The sequence below is a fragment of the Streptomyces kanamyceticus genome, assembly GCF_008704495.1.
Lineage (GTDB): Bacteria > Actinomycetota > Actinomycetes > Streptomycetales > Streptomycetaceae > Streptomyces > Streptomyces kanamyceticus.
In genome coordinates this window covers 3,846,537-3,866,153 of the sequence record NZ_CP023699.1, presented here as the reverse complement: position 1 = coordinate 3,866,153, position 19,617 = coordinate 3,846,537, and the positions used below count along the sequence as shown (strand labels likewise).

Below are 19,617 nucleotides of genomic sequence, written 5' to 3'. Positions count from 1 at the left end.
CAACGGTAGGCGCGGGCGCCCCGGCGCCGTATCGGTCACAGGGACCCGGTGGGCTGCGCATTGCGGCCTAGGGCGCGGGGCCCAGTCCGGTTCCGGCCACGGTGAGCTGACACGGCGGCCGCCCGCCGCGTCAGCACATCGCCACGTCCTCAGATCGTCGCGTTGTCGATCACGAAGCGGTAGCGCACGTCGCTGGCGAGCACCCGCTCGTACGCCTCGTTGATCTGGTCGGCACGGATCAGCTCGATCTCCGCGCCGAGCCCGTGCGTCGCGCAGAAGTCCAGCATCTCCTGGGTCTCCTGGATGCCGCCGATGCCGGAGCCCGCGAGGGTCTTGCGGCCGCCGATCACGGAGAACAGGTTGAGCGAGACCGGCTCCTCGGGCGCGCCGACGTTCACGAAGGCGCCGTCCGTGCGCAGCAGGCCCAGGTACTTGTCCAGGGGCAGCGGCGCGGAGACCGTCGAGACGATCAGGTCGAAGGTGGACGCGAGGGCCTCGAAGGTGGCGTCGTCGCTGGTCGCGTAGTAGTGCTCGGCGCCCAGCTTCAGGCCGTCGTCCTTCTTGCGCAGGGACTGCGACAGGACGGTCACCTCGGCGCCCATGGCGTTCGCGATCTTGACGGCCATGTGGCCGAGACCGCCCAGGCCGACGACGGCGACCTTCTTGCCGGGGCCCGCGTTCCAGTGCGCGAGCGGGGAGTACGTGGTGATTCCGGCGCAGAGCAGCGGCGCGGCCACGTCGAGCGAGAGCCCGTCGGGGATGCGGACGGTGAACGCCTCGTCCACGACGATGTGCGTGGAGTAGCCGCCGTACGTCGGCTCGCCGTTCTTGTCGAGGGCGTTGTACGTGCCGATGTTGCCCTGCGCGCAGTACTGCTCCAGGCCCGCCTCGCAGTTCTCGCACTCGCGGCAGGAGTCGACCATGCAGCCGACGCCGACGCGGTCACCGACGGCGAACTTGGTGACACCGGGACCGACCTCGGTCACGACACCGGCGATCTCGTGGCCCGGCACCATCGGGTAGATGCCCTCGCCCCAGCCGTCGCGGGCCTGGTGGATGTCCGAGTGGCAGATACCGGCGTACTTGATGTCGATCAGGACGTCGGACTCGCCGACGGTGCGGCGCGGGACGGTGGTGCGCTCCAGGGGCGCACCGGGGGCGGCGGCGGCATACGCGGAAACGGTGGTGATCTGCTCAGTCATGGCTACGAGCCTGCCGGTGACCTGCGGACTTACCCAGACACCTGTTCTGCCTACGACCGCTGTGCCTACCACTGGCGGGGTCAGGCTCACGGTCGTACGACCCTGAATACTGGGGATACTGGAACGCATGGACGAGATCCCCGAGGGCCGCCCCCTGGACAGCAGGGCCGAGCTGAGCGAGTTCCTGCGCACCCGCAGGGCGCGGCTGCAGCCCCAGGACGTCGGGCTGCCGAACTTCGGGCGCCACCGCAGGGTGCCCGGGCTGCGCCGCGAGGAGCTCGCGCAGCTCGCCGGGGTCTCCGTCGCGTACTACACCCGCCTCGAACAGGGCAACGGCCGCAACGTCTCGGCGGAGGTGCTCGACGCCATCGCCCGCGCGCTGCGCCTGACCGACGCCGAGCACGCGCACCTGACGCACCTCGCCAAGCCCAAGGCCCACAAGAAGAAGAAAGCCGTACGCCAGCAGTACATGCGGCCCGTGCTGCAGCAGCTCCTCGACTCCATCGAGGGCGTGCCCGCGTACGTGGTCGGCCGCCGCTCCGACATCCTCGGCTGGAACGCGCTCGCGGCCGCGCTCTTCGGCGACTGGGGCGAGCTCGCCCCCGCCGACCGGAACTGGGCGCGCATCTGCTTCCTCGACCCGCGCTCGCGCGAGCTCTTCGTGAACTGGGAGCAGAAGGCTTCGGACATCGTCAGCTATCTGCGCATGGACGCGGGCTGCTATCCGAACGACCCGCAGCTGTCCGCCCTCGTCGGCGAACTCTCCGTGAAGAGCGAGGAGTTCAGGAGCCTGTGGGCCACGCACGACGTCCTGGAGAAGGGCCACGGCACCAAGCGCATCCGCCACCCCCTGGTCGGCGAACTGACCCTGTCGTTCGAGACGCTGCGCCTGCCGGAGGACTGCGACCAGTCCCTGATGATGTACCACGCGGAGCCGGACTCGGCGTCGGCGCAGGGGCTGCGGCTGCTCGCGAGCTGGGGGCGGGACGCGTCGTCGGTGGGGTCGGGGACGACGTAGCGGTTTCGCGGGCGGCAGAACGCCTCGTACTCCCCTCATGGTCGTACCGCTCCTACGCTGGGGGAGTGAGCAGCGACGAGGCGCGAGCGCCGCAGAAGCCGAAGCCCCAGCAGAGTTCCCAGCAGAGTTCCCGGCCGAAGTCCCAGCCGAACGAAGCCCGTGTGATTCCTCTGCGCCCACCGGGCAAGGAGGCCGAGCAGCAGCGGCGGGAGCCCCTCTGGCGGGACCTCGTCGGCGACGTCCTGCGCCGCGAGCGCCTCGCGCAGGAGCGCACCCTGAAGGACGTGGCGGACGCCGCCCGGATCTCCATGCCCTACCTCTCCGAGCTGGAGCGAGGCCGCAAGGAGGCCTCCTCCGAGGTCCTCGCGGCCGCCGCCCGCGCGCTGGGTCTCGGCCTGCCCGACCTGCTCTCCCTGGCCCAGAGCCGCCTGGCGGGCCTCCCCCGTGCGAGGCCCGCCGGAGCGTCGTTCCAGGGCGAGGTGCGGTTGGCCGCCTGACGGGTCAGGCGGCGGCGGGCAGGGACCGCCTGCTGAGCACCTGGTCCGCGAGCCCGTACGCGACGGCCTCCTGCGCGGTGAAGAACTTGTCCCGGTCCATGTCGGCGCGCAGGGTCGCCGCGTCGTGCCCCGTGTGCCGGGAAAGCACCTCCTCCACCTGGGAGCGGATGCGCAGCATCTCCTTGGCCTGGAGGCTGAGGTCGGACACCGTCCCCTGCCGGCCCCGGCTCGCGGGCTGCCCGAGCAGCACGCGCGCGTGGTCGAGCACGAACCGTCGGCCCGGATCGCCCCCGGCGAGCAGCACGGCGGCGGTGGAGGCGGCCTGGCCGACGCAGAACGTCGAGATCGGCGCGGTGATGAAGCTCATCGTGTCGTAGATCGCCATGAGCGAAGTGAACGATCCGCCGGGCGAGTTGATGTAGATGGCGACCTCGCGCTCCGGGGCGGAGGACTCCAGGTGGAGCAGCTGCGCGATGACCACGTTGGCCACCCCGTCGTCGATCTCCGTGCCGAGGAAGATGATGCGCTCGGAGAGCAGGCGGCTGTAGACGTCGTAGGAGCGCTCGCCCTGCGGGGTGCGCTCGACGACGGTGGGAATGGTGTACTGGCTCATTTCCTGATCCCCCCTCAGATTCCGAGCCCGATGGGCCGCTTGGTCCCGCCGGGCCGTACGTCCTCCATCGACTCGACGACGCGGTCGACCATGCCGTACTCCTTGGCCTGCTCGGCCGTGAACCACCGGTCGCGGTCCCCGTCGCGCGAGATCGTCTCCTCGCTCTGTCCCGTGTGCTCGGCGGTGATCCGCTCGATGGCCTTCTTGGTGAACTCCAGGTTCTCGGCCTGGATGGCGATGTCCGCGGTGGTGCCGCCGATGCCCGCGGACGGCTGGTGCATCATGATCCGCGCGTTGGGCAGCGCGAACCGCTTGCCCGGGGTGCCGACGCTGAGCAGGAACTGGCCCATGCTGGCGGCGAATCCCATGGCGAGCGTGGCCACGTCGTTCGGGATCAGCCGCATGGTGTCGTAGATGGCGAGGCCCGCGGAGACGGACCCGCCCGGGCTGTTGATGTAGAGCCCGATGTCGGTCTTGGGATCCTCCGCGGACAGCACGAGCAACTGCGCGCAGACGCGGTTGGCGGACACCTCGTCGACCTGCGTCCCGAGGAGCACGATCCGCTGGTTGAGCAGCTGGGCCGCGAGATGGTCGTCGAAGCGCGAAGGGACGCTCTCGCCGTCCTCACCCCGTGGCCGCGCCACGTCCCAGCCGCTGTCGAGTACAGACATCGGTCCTCCCTGAAGTCCCGCGGCTCCCGACGCCGCGCCGTGACCTCACTGTTGCCCGCCGAGGCCGCGCCTGTCAGAGATCTCTGCCCGCGGCAGATTCGCCGAGGGCAGAGGAGTCTCGGTGGTGGTGCTCCGCGGCGCTACTTCGGGGTGTCGAAGGTCCATACGGCGCGGGCGCCGGGGCCGACCGTGAGGGTGGAGCTGCCGATCTGTTCCACGTGGCGCTTCACGGGGTGGTTGAGGGACATCGTGACCTGGCGCAGGCCCGCCCGGTCGCGCGGGACCGGGTCGAGGCGGATCGTGGTGCCGCCCCCGCGCGCGACGACGCCGTCGTCCGGCGTGGCCTTGACGTCGAACCCGCCGGCCCGCAGCAGCGGCACCGTGTTGCCGAGGTCGCGCGGGGTGATCCCCAGGCGGACGGAGGTCACGTCGCGCATCAGGTGGTCGCGGTAGGCGTCGGACAGGTAGCGCTCGCGGCCCACGTCACCGGGATAGTTGGCCGGTTCGGTGTTGCTGCGCGGGTCGGCGAAGTACTCGGGCCGGTACTCCATCCCCCACGCGCCGAAGGCGTCGTACTGGTCGGAGGTGAAGACCGCGTCGAACCACGGCACCGGCACGCCGTCGCCGAAGTCCCGCGTCTGGCGGAACTCGACCGGCTTCTCGACGCCGAGGTCGCGCAGCCGCTTCAGGACCGTCGCCATGTCACCGGCGCGCTCGGTCGAGACGCCCATCCCGGCGGACCCGAGCGTGCCGTCGGGCCCTGACACGTCCCCGATGCCGAAGAGTTCGAGATAGGTCTCGCGGCCCATCAGATAGCGGCCCGTCCAGGTCTGCCCGTCGGATCCGGTCGTGGTGCGGACCTGGAAGTTGGCGAAGTCCCGCAGGTAGGCGGAGTGTTCGATGGCGTCGGCGGTCTCCCGGTCGAGCACTCCGTAGGCGTGGTTGTAGAACAGCAGTTGCCGGTCGGAGGAAGGTCTCCCCTCCTCGGCCCGCACCGTCGCGCTCCCCTGTACCGCCCCCACCAGGGCCAGCGCGACAACCATGACGACCCGCACCATTCTGCGCAGCAGCATCATGCGGGTCATCGTAGGAGGGGAGGGGCGCGATCCGCCCCGCCTTGCCGCGAGCCCTGTTACTCGGTGGGCTCGGGAGCGGCGGCGACACCGGTCGGGCAGGACACGCCCCAGTTCGTCTCGAAGGGCTCCGCCAGCGTGACGCCCGTCCCGCCGATCCCGCAGTACCCGTCGGGGTTCTTGTCCAGGTACTGCTGGTGGTACGCCTCGGCGGGCCAGAACGGCTTGTTGTCGGCCGGAAGCACCGTCGTGGTGATCGTGCCGTGCCCGGAGGCCGTCAGGACCTTCTGGTACGCCTCCAGGGACGCCGCCGCGATCGCCTGCTGGTCGGCGGAGTGGGTGTAGATCGCCGAGCGGTACTGCGTGCCGACGTCGTTGCCCTGCCGGAAGCCCTGCGTGGGGTTGTGGGACTCCCAGAACAGCTTCAGGAGCGCCGCGTACGACACCTTGGACGGGTCGAAGACGACGCGGACCGCCTCGGTGTGCCCCGTCAGGCCCGAGCACGCCTCTTCGTAGGAGGGGTTCTCGGTGTATCCGCCCTGGTAGCCGACGTACGTCGTCCAGACGCCCGCGGTCTGCCAGAACTTGCGCTCGGCGCCCCAGAAGCAGCCGAGGGCGAAGTCGGCGACCTCCAGGCCATCGGGGTAGGGGCCGAGCAGCGGGTTGCCGAGGACCGTGTGGCGCGAGGGGACCTCGAATTCCGGGGTCGCCCGGCCCTTCAGGGCCTGCTCGGGGGTGGGGAGCTCGGGCGTGCGGCCGAAGATCATGTGGGTCTCTCCTCGTGCGTGACAGGGGTCGTAGGCAAGAACGTGCGTACGGCCCCGGGCATTCCGCCCCGGTCCGCCCCGGGGCTCAGTGCGACAGCGTCGCCGGGCTGCCGCCGTTCGCCTCGTACCCCGCGACCGCCAGCGCGCGGTACACCGCGTAGTCCGCGGCCGGGTCGGCGGACAGCGTCCAGGGCAGCGCGCCCACGTGGCCGTCCACCAGCACCAGCTGGTTCATCGCCTCGGACCAGCGCTCGCAGCGCACCAGGAAGAAGACCAGGAGGTGCCGGACGTGCGCCAGCATCGGGTCGTCCGCGCGCGCGGCGTGCACCGCGAAGAGCGCGCCCTCGACGGCCTTGGTGACGACCTCGCTCTGGTAGAAGCCGCGGACCAGATTGACCTCGGGCAGGTGCTCGTAGACCGCGAAGAGCGGCAGCGCGGCGAGCAGGGAGCCGCGCGGGGCGCGGGCCGCCGCGGCCTCCGCGAAGCTGTACGCCAGGTCGCGCGAGCCGTGCCACTTCTCGCACCAGTAGTGCAGCGCCGCCAGATGCGCGCCCATGTGCGCGGGCGCGCGGTCCAGGATCTTCAGCCACAGCTGCTCGAACTCCTCGCGGGAGTACGCGAGTCCGCGCGCGATGGAGAGCTCGATGATGTACGGAACGGGGTCGCCGGGGGAGAGCAGCGCCGCCTGCCCGCACGCCTCCTTGGCCTCCTCCAGGATGATCCGGAACTCGTCCGTGCCCTGCGACGAGGTGCGCCACGCCTGCTGGACGAGGAACTCCGCGTGCACCGCGGCGCCGCCCGCGTCCTTGGGCTTCTCGGCCCGCCACACCCGCAGCCACTGCCCGCCGGGGCCCTCGCTCACGCCACCGGGCCGCTGCTGCAGCTCCAGGGAGGCCGCGCCCGCGAACGCCTGCACCCGCTGCCAGCGCCGCTCGCCGTGCGTCTCGGTGCCCGCGAGGAGCTGCGAGGCCGCCTCCCAGGCCTGCGAGCGCTGCACGTGGTCGAGGACGTCGAGCAGGTCGCCGTCCGGGCCCGGCATGCGGATGTCCAGCTCCTCCTGGCGCAGGAAGCCGTAGTTCGCCGGGTCCGCGGCGTCCGGGGAGCCCGGCGCGACCTGCCGGATTCCGCCGCGCCTGCGCAGCAGCACGGGCCCGAGGACCGCGCCCATCATGATCACTGCCATCAGGACCCAGAGAATCTCCATGACACAAGCGAACCAGACGCGTCCGACAATTGGCCAACCTGGCGGGACGTACCCGTACCGACCCGGCGGAAGGACCCGTGCGCGCATTACGCTCAGGCCGCATGAGTGACTCGCACAGCACGCAGAGCTTCGAAACGGTGGCGATCCACGCGGGCAACACCGCGGATCCCCTCACGGGCGCCGTCGTCCCGCCCATTTACCAGGTCTCCACGTACAAGCAGGACGGTGTCGGCGGCCTGCGCGGCGGCTATGAGTACAGCCGCAGCGGCAACCCGACGCGCACCGCCCTCGAAGAGAACCTGGCCGCACTGGAGGGCGGCACCCGCGGCCTGGCCTTCGCCTCCGGCCTCGCCGCGGAGGACTGCCTCCTCCGCACGCTGCTCGCCCCCGGCGACCACGTGGTCATCCCCAACGACGCGTACGGCGGCACCTTCCGCCTGTTCGACAAGGTCGTCTCGCGCTGGGGCGTGGAGTGGTCGGTGGCCGACACCTCCGACCCGGAGTCGGTGCGGGCCGCGCTGACCGACCGTACGAAGGCGATCTGGGTGGAGACCCCCTCCAACCCGCTGCTGGGCATCACCGACATCGCGGCGGTCGCGCAGATCGCCCGCGAGGCCGGTGCCCGCCTGGTCGTCGACAACACCTTCGCGAGCCCCTACCTCCAGCAGCCGCTCGCGCTCGGCGCGGACGTCGTCGTGCACTCCATGACGAAGTACATGGGCGGCCACTCGGACGTCGTCGGCGGCGCCCTCGTCGTCAACGACGCGGCCCTCGGCGAGGAGTTGGCGTACCACCAGAACGCGATGGGCGCCGTCGCGGGGCCCTTCGACGCCTGGCTGGTGCTGCGCGGCATCAAGACCCTCGCGGTGCGCATGGACCGGCACAGCGAGAACGCCACGAAGGTCACCGAGATGCTGACCCGGCACGCGCGCGTGACGCGCGTTTTGTACCCGGGCCTTCCGGAGCACCCCGGCCACGAGATCGCCGCCAAGCAGATGAAGGCGTTCGGCGGCATGGTCTCCTTCCTGGTCGAGGGCGGCGAGGAGGCGGCCGTCGAGGTCTGCGACCGCGCGAAGCTCTTCACCCTGGGCGAGTCCCTGGGCGGCGTCGAGTCCCTCATCGAGCACCCGGGCCGCATGACGCACGCCTCGGTGGCGGGCTCCGCCCTGGAGGTCCCCGCGGCCCTGGTGCGCCTCTCCGTGGGCATCGAGTCGGCGGACGACCTCATCGCCGACCTCCAGCAGGCGCTCGGCTAGAGCCCGCGCCCGCTACCAGCGGGTGAGCGGTGGAGTCGTCCGCGAGGGCGGCTCCACCCACGGCTGTGCGACGGACGCCCAGACGGCGAAGGCGACCGCGGCGGTCAGGAGCAGCATCCAGAACAGCCGCCGCGCCGCGGTACGGCGCCGCAGCATCCGCCCGCCGCGCCGTACCGCTTCGTCGTACAGCTCGGGCGGCACCGGCGGCGGAGTGCCCTCCAGAAGGCGCCGTACGGCCATTTCCTTGCGCTCGTACTGACTCATCGGCGTGCCGCCAGGATCATGAGGGTGCCGCTTCGCTCAGGGCGCGCGTGGGCGCGGGACCGCGCGGGGGGTGCAGGACCGTCGCCATCGCGCGGGCGCAGATCGTGTGGACCCGGTCGGCGGGCAGCCCCAGGAGCGCCGCCGTCTGCTCCTCGGCCACGCCCTCGTACATCCGCAGGACGAGGATCAGCCGTTCCTGCGTGCCGAGCCGCTCCAGGACGCCGCCGCGGCCGCGGTGCCCGCGCCAGGCCGCGCGGCCGAAGCGCAGGGCGAGCTGCTGGCGGGTGCGGTCATAGGGGTCCTCGCCGCGCAGCCGGTCCCAGATCGCGTACGTGTGCGCGAGGGACGCGGTCAGCAGGGCACGCGCGCGTGGATTGTCGTCGGCGGGCTCGGCGGTGAGCAGCGTGGCGGCATGCAGCAGCCGCCCTGCCGCGCCCGCGACGAACGCCTCGAACTCCCGGGCTCGGCGGGCGTTCTGGAACGCCTGCCGTTCGCGCACCGCACCTCCCGGCCACAAGGAAGGGGGATCCCGGTCTCATCTGAGGCCAGACGCGGGCCGGGGTCAAGACTCCGGAGTGGCCGGAACCTCTCCGCCGGGCGCCGTCTGTGACGTCTGGCGTGCCGAGAGGGCGGAATTGAAGCGCGTGAGGAGCGCGCAGAAGCTTTCGCGCTCCACCGGGTCCCAGTCCTGCGTCAGCTCGGCCATCAGTTCGCGCCGCGAGGAGCGCACCTCGTCGAGCCGGGCCTGACCGCGCGGCGACAGCTGGAGCACCACGGCCCGGCCGTCCTCGGGGTGCGAGGTGCGCTTGACGAGTCCGGTGTCGACCAGCGGGGCGACCTGCCGGGTGACCGTCGACGAGTCGATGCCCATGCTCGCGGCGAGCGCCTTGACGCCCATCGGGCCTTCCTTGTCGAGGCGGTTGAGCAGCAGATACGCGGCACGGTCCATGGAGTTGCGGACCTGGCCTACGCCGCCGAGGCGGGTCTGCTCCGCGCGGCGGGCGAACACGGCCACCTGGTGCTGCAGGCTGTCGAGAAGGCCGGGGTCGCTGGCGGTCGTCATGTCCGGAGTTGTGGGCATGGCCGGGGGCTCACTTCATGCGAGGGCAGTGGGTTGGGGGACAGGGTACGCGGCCGGAGCGCGTACCGTACCTGCGCTGCGCAAACCTACGGGGAGAACAGTCTCGGCCCTTGGTCACCGCAGGAGGAGTCGGACGTCGGCTGCAAGACTTGCCGGCATGAGCTACCGCACGCGCGCCCCCTTGCCGACGGTCACCCTCGACGACGTGCGCGGCGCGCAGAAGATGCTCTCCGGAGTGGCCCGCTCGACGGCGATGGAGGGCAGCAGGCACCTGTCGCGCCTCGTCGGCTCCCCGGTGCACCTCAAGTGCGAGAACCTCCAGCGGACCGGCTCCTTCAAGCTGCGCGGCGCCTACGTGCGCATCGCGGGCCTGCTCCCCGAGGAGCGCGCGGCCGGTGTGGTCGCCGCGAGCGCGGGCAATCACGCGCAGGGCGTGGCGCTCGCCTCCTCGCTGCTCGGGGTGCGTTCCACGGTCTTCATGCCCGTGGGCGCGCCGCTGCCCAAGGTCGCGGCGACCCGGGACTACGGCGCCGAGGTGCGGCTGCGGGGCCAGGTGGTCGACGAGACCCTGGCCGCCGCGCAGGAGTACGCGCGCGAGACGGGCGCGGTCTTCATCCACCCCTTCGACCACCCCGACATCATCGCCGGGCAGGGCACGGTCGGCCTGGAGATCCTGGAGCAGTGCCCGGAGGTGCGCACCATCCTCGTCGGCGTCGGGGGCGGCGGTCTCGCGGCGGGCATCGCGGTCGCGGTCAAGGCGCTGCGCCCCGACGTACGCGTGGTCGGCGTGCAGGCCGCGGGCGCGGCGGCGTACCCGCCCTCGCTGGCCGCCGGGCACCCGGTGTCGATCGTGAACCCCGCGACGATGGCCGACGGCATCAAGGTCGGCCGCCCCGGAGACGTACCGTTTCGCCTCGTCGAGGACCTGGTGGACGACGTCGTCACGGTCTCCGAGGACGCGCTCTCCAGCGCCCTGCTGCTCTGCCTGGAGCGGGCCAAGATGGTCGTGGAACCGGCGGGCGCGAGCCCCGTCGCGGCCCTGCTGAGCGCTCCCGAGGCGTTCGAAGGCCCGGTGGTGGCGCTGCTGTCCGGCGGCAACGTCGACCCGCTCCTGATGCAGCGGATCCTGCGCCACGGCATGGCGGCGGCGGGCCGCTACCTGTCGCTGCGGCTGCGCCTGACGGACCGGCCCGGCGCCCTGGCCACGCTCCTCGGGGTCCTGTCGGAGGTGGACGCCAACGTCCTCGACGTGAGTCACGTGCGCACCGATCCGCGGCTCGGACTCACGGAGGCGGAGGTCGAGCTGCACCTGGAGACGAAGGGGCCCGCGCACTGCGTCGAGGTCGGCGCGGCGCTGCGGGACGCGGGCTACCCGGTCATCGGCTGAGCCCGCCCCCGGCACCCGCACCTCTTTGGGAAAAACCTGTACGGCAACGCGATACATCGCGTTATGGTGTGTCCAGCGTCACCGGTCGCCGGGCGAGCGATGTCCGGCAAATCTAAACTTTTCCGTAGGAAGTCACCCACACCACTGGGAGAACCCACATGCCAGGCGCCATCTACGCCGAAGGCCTGGTGAAGACCTTCGGCGACGTAAGGGCTCTGGACGGCGTCGATCTGGATGTCCCGGAAGGCACCGTGCTCGGCCTCCTCGGTCCGAACGGCGCGGGCAAGACCACGGCGGTCCGCTGTCTGACGACGCTCCTCACGCCCGACAGCGGAAAGGCCGTCGTCGCGGGCATCGACGTCCTCAAACACCCGAACGAAGTGCGCCGCTCGATCGGCCTGTCCGGCCAGTTCGCCGCCGTGGACGAGTACCTGACGGGCCGCGAGAACCTCCAGATGGTCGGTCAGCTCTACCAGCTGCGGGCCAAGGAGGCGAAGGCCAGGGCGGGCGAGCTGCTCGACAGGTTCAACCTCGCGGACGCCGCCGACCGGCCCTCCAAGACGTACTCCGGAGGCATGCGCCGCCGCCTCGACCTCGCCGCCGCGCTCGTCGTGTCGCCGCCCGTGATGTTCATGGACGAGCCCACCACCGGCCTCGACCCGCGCAACCGCCAGCAGCTCTGGGAGGTCATCCAGGAGCTCGTCGCGGGCGGTACGACGCTGCTCCTGACCACGCAGTACCTCGAAGAGGCCGATCACCTGGCGCACGACATCTGCGTCGTCGACCACGGCCGCGTCATCGCGCGGGGCACCTCCGACCAGCTCAAGGCGCAGACCGGCGGCGAGCGCGTCGAGGTCGTGGTGCACGAGCGCGAGCACATCGCCCCCGCCACCGAGGTGCTGCGCGGCTTCGGCAAGGGCGAGGTCGCCGTCGCCGAGCACACGCGCAAGCTGACCGTGCCCGTCACCGGCGGCGCCAAGCTGCTCGCCGAGGTCATCCGCGACCTCGACACCCGCGGCATCGAGATCGACGACATCGGCCTGCGCCGCCCCACCCTCGACGACGTCTTCATCTCGCTGACCGGCCACGTGGCCGAGCTGGCGGACGGGAACGGCGACGAGAGCGCCGACGCCGACGGCGAGTCCCGGCTCGACAAGGAGGCCGACAAGTGAGCACCGTTTCCGGCACGCGCAAGCTCGTGGCTCCGCTGCCCGCGGGGGGCGTCGGACAGTCGATCAGGGACTCCCTGGTCGTGGCCAAGCGGAACCTGATCCGCATGACCAGGATTCCCGAGATGATCCTCTTCGGGGTCATCCAGCCGGTGATGTTCGTGGTGCTGTTCACGTACGTCTTCGGCGGGTCCATCAACATCCCGGGGGCGCCGTCGGGCAGCGCGGGCGCCTACAAGGAATTCCTGATGGCGGGCATCTTCGCGCAGACCGTCACCTTCGCCACCGCCGGTGCGGGCGCGGGCATCGCCGACGACATGCACAAGGGCCTCATCGACCGCTTCCGGTCGCTGCCCATGGCGCGCGGCGCGGTCCTCACCGGGCGCACCCTGGCCGACCTCGTCCAGACCGCGGTGACCCTGGCCGTCCTCGCGGTCGTCGCCCTGCTCGTCGGCTGGCGCACCCACGAGAACATCGGCAAGGTCCTCGCGGGCTTCGCCCTGCTGCTCCTGCTCGGCTACGCGTTCACCTGGATCGGCGCGCTGATCGGCCTCTCCGTGCGTACGCCTGAGGCGGCCACCTCGGGAGGCCTGATCTGGCTGTTCCCGCTGACGTTCATCTCGAACGCCTTCGTGCCGGTCAACGGAATGCCGAAGTTCCTTCAGTACGTCGCGGAATGGAATCCGTTCAGTGCCACGGTGGCGGCGGCCCGTGAGCTGTTCGGCAACACGATCGACGGGGTGCCGAAGTCCGTCACCGGCGCCTGGCCCATGGAGCACCCCGTGTGGGCGTCGCTGATCTGGTCCGTCGTGATCATCCTGGTGTTCCGCGTGCTGTCGGTCCGCAAGTACCGCTCGGCGACGGCCTGACCGGGTACGACGAAGCCCCCGGCACCGTGAGTGCCGGGGGCTCAGTCATGGCCGGAGCGTGAAAGGAAACGCTAGGCCTGGTACGGCTTGGCCGCGAGGATCTTGACGGAGGCGAGCTTGCCGTTCGGCAGCTCGTACTCCGCGTCCTCGCCGATCTTCTTGCCGTTCACGCCGGTGCCCAGCGGGGACTGCGGCGAATACGTCTCGATGTCGGCGCTCGCGTACTCACGGGAAGCGAGCAGGAAGGTCACGGTGTCGTCCTCGTCGCCGTCGAAGGCGATGGTGACGACCATGCCCGGCTCCACCACACCGTCGTCGGCGGGGGCCTCACCGACCCGGGCCGTCTCCAGGAGCTGGGTCAGCTGGCGGACGCGGAGCTCCTGCTTGCCCTGCTCCTCCTTGGCCGCGTGGTACCCGCCGTTCTCGCGCAGGTCGCCCTCTTCGCGCGCCGCGGCGATCTTGGCCGCGATCTCGGTGCGCGCAGGACCAGACAGGTGCTCCAGCTCGGCCTTGAGCTGGTTGTACGCCTCCTGGGTCAGCCAGGTGACGTTCTCGCTGGTCTGGGTCACAGGTGCTCCTCGTAGGTACTGGGAATACAAAGCATCGCCCTACCCAGAAGGATGTTCCCTCACGGGTGGGCGAAACCACGAGCCTAACAATTCAGGCGCGCCAGGGGGAGGACATAAGCCATCAGAAAATCGTCAGCGCAGGTGAGCGCCGCAAAGGCGGGGCGGCTTCAGTCGGAGTGGCAGCCCAGCAGCTCGGCGCTGGTGCCCCGGGCCTTCGTACGCAGCGTGACGCGCTTGTCGACGCGGTCCTGCCGCTGGTCGAAGCGGAAGTCCGCGCGGCCCACCTCGGCGCCGTCCTCGGCCTGCGAGCGCAGCGTGCAGTAGCCCTTGGCGTCGGCGTCCTTGCGCACTTCGAGGTGCACCTCGACGGAGTCGTCGGAGACGACGTCGAACTTGATGATCTCGGCGCTGATCTTCGTACCGTTGATGTAGTCGTAGCCGAACCAGCCGACGACTCCGAGGAAGAGGACGCCGAGCACGGCGCCGACCAGCTTGAGCTTGCGATCAGCGGCCTCGTCGGCCGTACGCGAGCGGCCGTATCGGCCCTCGGGGACCTTCGAGCCCACCGCCGCCATGATCGTCCTCCAGGAACAGGGGATGCCGGAATTTTCCGCCCCCCGGTTCCGTCACTATAGAAGCCGCCCATCGCGCACAAGCACCCAGGGGCGCCCGATTATCTGAGGATCGAGTCTTGACTGAGCAGCTGCGACTGATGGCCGTGCACGCCCACCCCGACGACGAGTCGAGCAAGGGCGCGGCCACGATGGCCAAGTACGTGTCCGAGGGGGTGGACGTGCACGTCGTGACCTGCACGGGCGGGGAGCGCGGCGACATCCTCAACCCCAAGCTCCAGGGTGACAAGTACATCCAGGAGAACATCCACGAGGTGCGCAGGAAGGAGATGGACGAGGCGCGCGAGATCCTGGGCGTCAAGCAGGACTGGCTCGGCTTCGTCGACTCCGGCCTGCCCGAGGGCGACCCGCTGCCGCCGCTGCCCGAGGGCTGCTTCGCCCTGGAGGACGTCGACAAGGCAGCCGGTGAGCTGGTCCGGCAGATCCGCTCGTTCCGTCCGCAGGTCATCACGACGTACGACGAGAACGGCGGGTACCCGCACCCCGACCACATCATGACCCACAAGATCTCGATGGTGGCCTTCGACGGCGCCGCGGACGCCGAGAAGTACCCGGAGCCGGAGTTCGGCCCGGTCTTCCAGCCGCAGAAGCTCTACTACAACCAGGGCTTCAACCGGCCGCGCACCGAGGCGCTGCACCACGCGATGATCGACCGCGGCATGGAGTCGCCGTACGGGGACTGGCTCAAGCGCTGGGACGAGTTCGAGCGGGTCGAGCGCACGCTGACCACGCACGTTCCGTGCGCCGACTTCTACGAGATCCGCGACAAGGCCCTGATCGCGCACGCCACGCAGATCGACCCCGACGGCGGCTGGTTCCGCGTCCCGATGGAGCTCCAGAAGGAGGTCTGGCCCACGGAGGAGTACGAGCTCGCGAAGTCGCTCGTCGATACTTCCCTCCCCGAGGACGACCTCTTTGCGGGCATCCGCGACAATGCCTAGCGTGAACGCACATCTGGCAATGACGCAGCTCGCCCCTCTCGCCAAAGAGGTCGACGAGAACAAGGTGACTCCCGGCGTCCTCGGCTTCATCGTGTTCGCGGTGATGGCCCTGGCCGTCTGGGGCCTGATGAAGTCCATGAACCGGCACATGCGGAAGGTCGACTTCAAGGAGTCGCCGTCCGAGAAGGAGCCGGTGGGCGCCGGAGCGGGCGCGGAGGGCAAGCGTCCCGACGGCGAGAAGTAGCGCGCGACCGACGTTCCTCGTCCCGGGTCCCCGGGTGACATAGCGGTGGTGCCGGTTCCGGTTCCGGTTCTGGTGCCGGTCCCGCCGAGCCCGGGTCGCGGCCGGTCGCCGGTCCGCCTAGCGTGAGTCATGCCTACGCAGGGGGGCCGAGCGGATGGGTGCGATGTCATGGCGGACAAGCCGAGCATTGTGCTGGTACACGGGTTCTGGGGCGGTGCCGCCCACTGGGGCAAGGTCATCGTCGAACTGCGCGGACGGGGCTTCGGCTCCCTGCACGCGGTCGAGAACCCGCTGACCTCGCTGGCCGACGACGCCGCGCGCACCCGCGCCATGGTCCGGCAGATCGAAGGGCCCGTGCTGCTCGTCGGCCACTCCTACGGCGGGGCGGTCATCACCGAGGCGGGTGACCTGCCCAACGTCGCCGGGCTCGTCTACGTCGCGGCGTTCGCGCCCGACGCCGGGGAGAGCCCGGGGCAGCTCAGCCAGGAGAAGCCGCCCGCTGCCTTCGAGAACATCGCCCCGGACTCCGACGGCTACCTGTGGATCAAGCAGGACAAGTTCCACGAGAGCTTCGCCCAGGACCTGACCGCCGACGAGGCGCTGGTCATGGCGGTCACGCAGAAGGCGCCGCTTGGCTCGACCTTCGGTGACGCGATCACGGCCCCGGCCTGGCGTGCCAAGCCGACCTGGTACCAGGTCTCCACCGCCGACCGCATGATCCACCCCGACAACGAGCGCCACATGGCGCGGCGGATGGCCCCGCGCAAGACCATCGAGCTGGACGCGAGCCACGCCTCGCTGGCCTCCCAGCCCGGGCCCGTCTGCGACCTGATCGAGGCGGCCGCGCAGGAGGCCGACGGCGCCTGAGCGGCCGCCTCGCCGTCAGGGCGGGCGCGGGCTCAGCCGGGCTGGGGTACCGGGACGCCCATCACCTCCCGTGCGTGGCGGTTCGGGACCATGCCGAGGCGCCAGGCCTGCCAGCCCGTCTCCAGCTCGGCGCCGCGCTCCAGGAGCAGGTCGTATGCCTGGATGTACTCGTCGAGTTTGCCGTCGCGGACCGGGTGGCCCGCGCGGGCCAGCTGGCTCAGTTCCTCCTGGGCGACCGCCGTGCCGATCTCCCAGCCGCCGGGCGAGGCGTACGGCAGCAGGGTGCAGCGCAGGAAGCGTGCCCAGTCCTCGCCGCGCCGGTCGCCGTACGAGCCGAAGAGCGCGATCGCCTCGTCGCAGAGGGCGAGTGCCTGCTGGGCGCGGGCGTTGCCCGCGTCCACGACGACCAGCTCCAGACAGGTCCAGGCCTCGCCGTGCGCGACGCCGATCCGCTGGAAGTCGGCGCGGGCGTCCACCAGGAGCTGGCGGGCGAAGCCGGAGTTGCGCAGTGAGCCCGTCTGGGCGGCGCGCTGGTCACGGGTGACGCGCGCGGAGTGGTGGCGCGCGCAGGCCAGGCCGTACACGTCCCGCATCCGCGAGAACATCGTGCGGGCCCGCTCCAGATCGCGCACCGCCTCGTCGAGGTTGCCGGTCTCCTCCAGGGCCTGGCCGAGGTAGTACAGGGACCAGGCCTCGCCGCGCGCGTCCTCGTTGTCGCGGTGCCTGGACACCGCCTGGCGCAGTCCGTCGACCGCGGGCGAGGGGTCGCCGTCCACCAGGCGGGCCCGGGCCAGCTGTGTCATCGCCCAGGCCTCGCCGCGGGTGTCGTGGGTGCGGCCGTACAGCTCCAGGGCGTCGCGCAGCTCGGTCTCCGCGCGCGGCACGTCGCCCCTGCGCAGATTGAGCTGGCCGAGCTGGAAGTGCGTCCACGCCTCGCCGTGCACGGAGCCGCTCGCACGGTGCAGGACCAGCGCCTTGTCCAGCATGTCGAGGGCCTGCCCGAGGTGGGCGCGGTCGCGCTCCACGGCCGCGAGCGCGTGCAGCGTCCAGGCGCGGTCGCCCGCCAGTTCGTCGGCGGACTGGAGCTCCAGCGCGTCGTTGAGGCGCGCGGCCGCCTCCTTGAGGTTGCCCTGGTGGTGCAGCGTGATGCCGAGCGAGCCGAGCGCGCGGGCGGCCGCCGCGTCCTGGTGGGCCTCGAAGTAGAGGTCGACGACGGAGTTCAGCGTCGTACGGGACTGGTCGAGTTCGCCGAGCTGGCGGGCGGCGATGCCGGTGCGCCACTGCACGCTGCGGCCGAGCAGGCCCTGGTCGATGGCGTGGGCGAGTTCGTTGATCTCACCGAGCCGGTAGAGGTCGCCGCGCAGCAGGCAGTAGTCGCACAGGGCGCCGAGCAGGTTGAGGACGGCCTGCTGGTCGACGCCCTCCGCGTGCCGCAGCGCGGCGGTGATGAAGCTCGACTCGTCGTCGAGCCAGCGCAGCGCCGCGTCCAGGGACGCGAAGCCGTGCTGGCCGAACTGGTCGGCGCGGGTGGACGTCTTGCCGTCGACGAGCCGGATGACGGTGTCGGCAAGCTCGCCGTAGCTGGCGATGAGACGTTCCTGCGCGGCGCTGCGCTCGGCGGGCTCCTCCTCGTCCAGGAGGCGGGCCTGGGCGAAGGCGCGCACGAGGTCGTGCAGGCGGTAGCGGCTGCCGCGGACGTGGTCGACGAGCCCGGCGCGGGACAGCTCGGTGAGGCGGCGCCCGGCCTCCTGCTCGTCGGTGGCCAGCAGCGCGGCCGCCGCGGCCGCGCCGAGCGAGGCCCGCCCGGCGAGCGCGAGGCGGCGCAGCAGACGGCGGGCGGGCTCGGCCTGGTCGGTGTAGCGCAGCCACAGGACGCGCTCCACGGGGTCGACCGGGCCGTACGCCGCGAGGTCGGCGGCCAGCTGGCGCGGCGTGCGCGGACCGAGCGAGGAACCCGCGGCGCGCAGGGCGAGCGGCAGACCGCCGCACAACTCCCGTACGGCGTCGGCGGATTCAGCGTCGTACGGTCCTGGCAGATCCTCGGCGCTCTCGCGCAGGAGCTGCTCGGCGCCCGCCTCGTCAAGGGCGTCGACCGGCAGCAGGTGCAGCCAGGCGGGCAGGTCGTCGGGGAGGTCGAGGGGTTCGCGCGAGGTGACGAGGACGAGGCTGTCGGAGCGCTCGGGGATGAGCGTGCGGACCTGCTCGGCGTCGCTCGCGTCGTCCAGGACGATCGTCACCGCGAGGCCGGTCAGATACTGGTGGTAGAGCTCGCTGAGCCGCTTCACCTGCTGTTCCTGCGAGGAGCGCTCGCGGAAGAGGAGCTGTTCGCGCGGGGCGCCGAGGCGGTTGAGCAGATGCAGCAGGGCGTCGCGGGTGGACAGCGGCGACTCCTGCGGGTTGTCGCCGCGCAGGTCCACCACGCACGCGCCGCGGAACTGGTCGCGCAGCTCGTGCGCGGCCCGCACCGCGAGCGAGGTGCGCCCGGAGCCCGGCGCGCCGTGCAGGACGACGACGGTGGGCCGGGTGTCGGTGCTGGCGCGCGCCGCGTGCACGTGCTGGGCTATCCGCGCGAGTTCGGCCCTGCGGCCCGCGAAGGGGCCGACGTTCTCCGGGAGTTGGGTGAAGGACTGCTCCAGGACGGAACGCCTGCGCGCGGCCGCGCTCTTGTCCGTGCCGCGCAGCTGGGGCGCGGTCTTCTTCTGCGTACGGGTACCGGTCGACGCGGCGAGGACGCGCTGCTGGTCGAGGAAGGGCCGGATGCCGCGCACTTCGAGCGCGGTCAGCCACTGCAGCCTCAACTGCTCGGGTCCGCCTGGCTGGTTGAGCGCACCGGCGTGCCTGCTGGCCGCGGGGACGTGCGAGGCCGTCACCTTCAGGACGGTGGCCGCGGCGCCCGCGACGGCGACGACCGCGCCGGTGCCGAGGGCCGTGCCCACGCTGGTGCCGAACGACAGGTCGGACACCCCGGCGGCGAGCGCCGCGACCACGGCCACCAGCAGGGGAGTGCCCGAGCCCTCACGGGCGTAGCGCTGCCCGAACGTGAGCTGTCCCGCCTGCGATTCGTCGAGCGCGGTGGTGTACGCGGCGTACTCCTCGGCGGCCGTCTCCGCCATGGCGTCGAGCGCGCCGCGCGCCCGCGAGAGCAGCACGCCCCCGTCGACGCGCCCGCCCGAACGCCGGACCTCCTCCTCGACCGCCCGTCCCAACAGCCGCTCGGCCTCGGCCCGATGGCTGTCCCGCATATGGTCCCCCTCCGAGAGCAACAGTTGCCTGCGGTCACAAGTGTCCTGCGT

21 protein-coding genes are annotated in these 19,617 nt (G+C 71.3%); 9 read left to right on the top strand and 12 right to left on the bottom strand.

The features are described 5' to 3' along the window. Positions 1-149 precede the first annotated feature (149 nt). On the bottom strand, positions 150-1,202 hold the full coding sequence (locus CP970_RS15745) for an NAD(P)-dependent alcohol dehydrogenase (protein ID WP_055546317.1): 1,053 nt from the start codon (positions 1,200-1,202) through the stop codon (positions 150-152). Positions 1,203-1,329: 127 nt separating this feature from the next. On the opposite strand from CP970_RS15745, the gene CP970_RS15740 reads away from it, so the two are divergent. Beyond that, a complete protein-coding gene (locus CP970_RS15740) occupies positions 1,330-2,220 on the top strand; it encodes a helix-turn-helix domain-containing protein (protein ID WP_055546319.1) in 891 nt (296 codons plus the stop codon). 161 nt (positions 2,221-2,381) lie between these two features. Beyond that, positions 2,382-2,717, top strand: coding sequence for a helix-turn-helix domain-containing protein (locus tag CP970_RS15735; protein WP_055546321.1), 336 nt, complete (start codon positions 2,382-2,384; stop codon positions 2,715-2,717). Positions 2,718-2,721: 4 nt separating this feature from the next. On the opposite strand, the gene CP970_RS15730 is transcribed toward CP970_RS15735, so the two are convergent. From CP970_RS15730 to CP970_RS15710, 5 genes are all read right to left on the bottom strand, one after another. After that, positions 2,722-3,330 carry a ClpP family protease gene (locus CP970_RS15730; RefSeq protein WP_055546323.1) on the bottom strand — a complete coding sequence of 203 codons (609 nt, stop codon included), beginning with the start codon at positions 3,328-3,330 and terminating at the stop codon, positions 2,722-2,724. A gap of 14 nt (positions 3,331-3,344) precedes the next feature. Next, positions 3,345-4,001, bottom strand: coding sequence for a ClpP family protease (locus CP970_RS15725; protein ID WP_055546325.1), 657 nt, complete (start codon positions 3,999-4,001; stop codon positions 3,345-3,347). Between the two features lie 140 nt (positions 4,002-4,141). Further along, positions 4,142-5,086: a DUF5829 family protein gene (locus tag CP970_RS15720; protein WP_224058453.1), complete on the bottom strand. Its 945-nt coding sequence runs from the start codon at positions 5,084-5,086 to the stop codon at positions 4,142-4,144. Between the two features lie 47 nt (positions 5,087-5,133). Further along, complete coding sequence (msrA, locus tag CP970_RS15715) at positions 5,134-5,841, bottom strand: peptide-methionine (S)-S-oxide reductase MsrA (protein WP_055546327.1); 708 nt, start codon at positions 5,839-5,841, stop codon at positions 5,134-5,136. Positions 5,842-5,926: 85 nt separating this feature from the next. After that, entirely contained in the window at positions 5,927-7,045 is a 1,119-nt protein-coding gene (locus CP970_RS15710; protein WP_055546329.1) for a hypothetical protein, read from the bottom strand. Positions 7,046-7,146: 101 nt separating this feature from the next. On the opposite strand from CP970_RS15710, the gene CP970_RS15705 reads away from it, so the two are divergent. Then, positions 7,147-8,301, top strand: a complete 1,155-nt coding sequence (locus tag CP970_RS15705; protein ID WP_055546331.1) for a cystathionine gamma-synthase — start codon at positions 7,147-7,149, stop codon at positions 8,299-8,301. A 12-nt stretch (positions 8,302-8,313) separates the two neighbouring features. Here the strand turns inward: CP970_RS15705 and CP970_RS15700 are convergent, their stop codons facing one another. The 3 genes from CP970_RS15700 to CP970_RS15690 form a co-directional block, all read right to left on the bottom strand. Further along, the gene (locus CP970_RS15700) at positions 8,314-8,565 is read right to left on the bottom strand and encodes a hypothetical protein (RefSeq protein ID WP_055546333.1); all 252 of its coding nucleotides are present in this window, start codon (positions 8,563-8,565) and stop codon (positions 8,314-8,316) included. 16 nt (positions 8,566-8,581) lie between these two features. Continuing rightward, positions 8,582-9,064 carry a sigma factor-like helix-turn-helix DNA-binding protein gene (locus CP970_RS15695; RefSeq protein WP_055546335.1) on the bottom strand — a complete coding sequence of 161 codons (483 nt, stop codon included), beginning with the start codon at positions 9,062-9,064 and terminating at the stop codon, positions 8,582-8,584. Between the two features lie 63 nt (positions 9,065-9,127). Further along, complete coding sequence (locus CP970_RS15690) at positions 9,128-9,646, bottom strand: MarR family winged helix-turn-helix transcriptional regulator (RefSeq protein ID WP_055546337.1); 519 nt, start codon at positions 9,644-9,646, stop codon at positions 9,128-9,130. A 157-nt stretch (positions 9,647-9,803) separates the two neighbouring features. Here CP970_RS15690 and ilvA point away from each other — a divergent pair, with 157 nt between their 5' ends. From ilvA to CP970_RS15675, 3 genes are all read left to right on the top strand, one after another. Further along, positions 9,804-11,033: a threonine ammonia-lyase gene (gene ilvA / locus CP970_RS15685; protein ID WP_055546340.1), complete on the top strand. Its 1,230-nt coding sequence runs from the start codon at positions 9,804-9,806 to the stop codon at positions 11,031-11,033. 158 nt (positions 11,034-11,191) lie between these two features. Further along, on the top strand, positions 11,192-12,205 hold the full coding sequence (locus tag CP970_RS15680; RefSeq protein ID WP_055546342.1) for an ATP-binding cassette domain-containing protein: 1,014 nt from the start codon (positions 11,192-11,194) through the stop codon (positions 12,203-12,205). Next, positions 12,202-13,071 carry an ABC transporter permease gene (locus CP970_RS15675; RefSeq protein ID WP_055546344.1) on the top strand — a complete coding sequence of 290 codons (870 nt, stop codon included), beginning with the start codon at positions 12,202-12,204 and terminating at the stop codon, positions 13,069-13,071. Before CP970_RS15680 ends, CP970_RS15675 begins: the two co-directional genes overlap by 4 nt. A gap of 71 nt (positions 13,072-13,142) precedes the next feature. Here CP970_RS15675 and greA read toward each other — a convergent pair whose 3' ends face one another. Then, positions 13,143-13,640: a transcription elongation factor GreA gene (greA, locus tag CP970_RS15670; RefSeq protein ID WP_055546346.1), complete on the bottom strand. Its 498-nt coding sequence runs from the start codon at positions 13,638-13,640 to the stop codon at positions 13,143-13,145. A 167-nt stretch (positions 13,641-13,807) separates the two neighbouring features. Next, positions 13,808-14,215 carry a DUF4307 domain-containing protein gene (locus CP970_RS15665; protein WP_055546348.1) on the bottom strand — a complete coding sequence of 136 codons (408 nt, stop codon included), beginning with the start codon at positions 14,213-14,215 and terminating at the stop codon, positions 13,808-13,810. 116 nt (positions 14,216-14,331) lie between these two features. Between CP970_RS15665 and mca the strand changes: the two genes are divergently transcribed. The 3 genes from mca to CP970_RS15650 all read left to right on the top strand — a co-directional run bounded on the left by mca (position 14,332) and on the right by CP970_RS15650 (position 16,324). After that, positions 14,332-15,213: a mycothiol conjugate amidase Mca gene (gene mca / locus CP970_RS15660; protein ID WP_079043412.1), complete on the top strand. Its 882-nt coding sequence runs from the start codon at positions 14,332-14,334 to the stop codon at positions 15,211-15,213. A gap of 19 nt (positions 15,214-15,232) precedes the next feature. Next, complete coding sequence (locus tag CP970_RS15655) at positions 15,233-15,457, top strand: hypothetical protein (RefSeq protein WP_055546352.1); 225 nt, start codon at positions 15,233-15,235, stop codon at positions 15,455-15,457. 168 nt (positions 15,458-15,625) lie between these two features. Next, positions 15,626-16,324 carry an alpha/beta hydrolase gene (locus CP970_RS15650; protein ID WP_055546354.1) on the top strand — a complete coding sequence of 233 codons (699 nt, stop codon included), beginning with the start codon at positions 15,626-15,628 and terminating at the stop codon, positions 16,322-16,324. A gap of 32 nt (positions 16,325-16,356) precedes the next feature. Here the strand turns inward: CP970_RS15650 and CP970_RS15645 are convergent, their stop codons facing one another. Continuing rightward, positions 16,357-19,566 carry a tetratricopeptide repeat protein gene (locus CP970_RS15645; protein WP_055546356.1) on the bottom strand — a complete coding sequence of 1,070 codons (3,210 nt, stop codon included), beginning with the start codon at positions 19,564-19,566 and terminating at the stop codon, positions 16,357-16,359. Between the last annotated feature and the right edge of the window lie 51 nt (positions 19,567-19,617).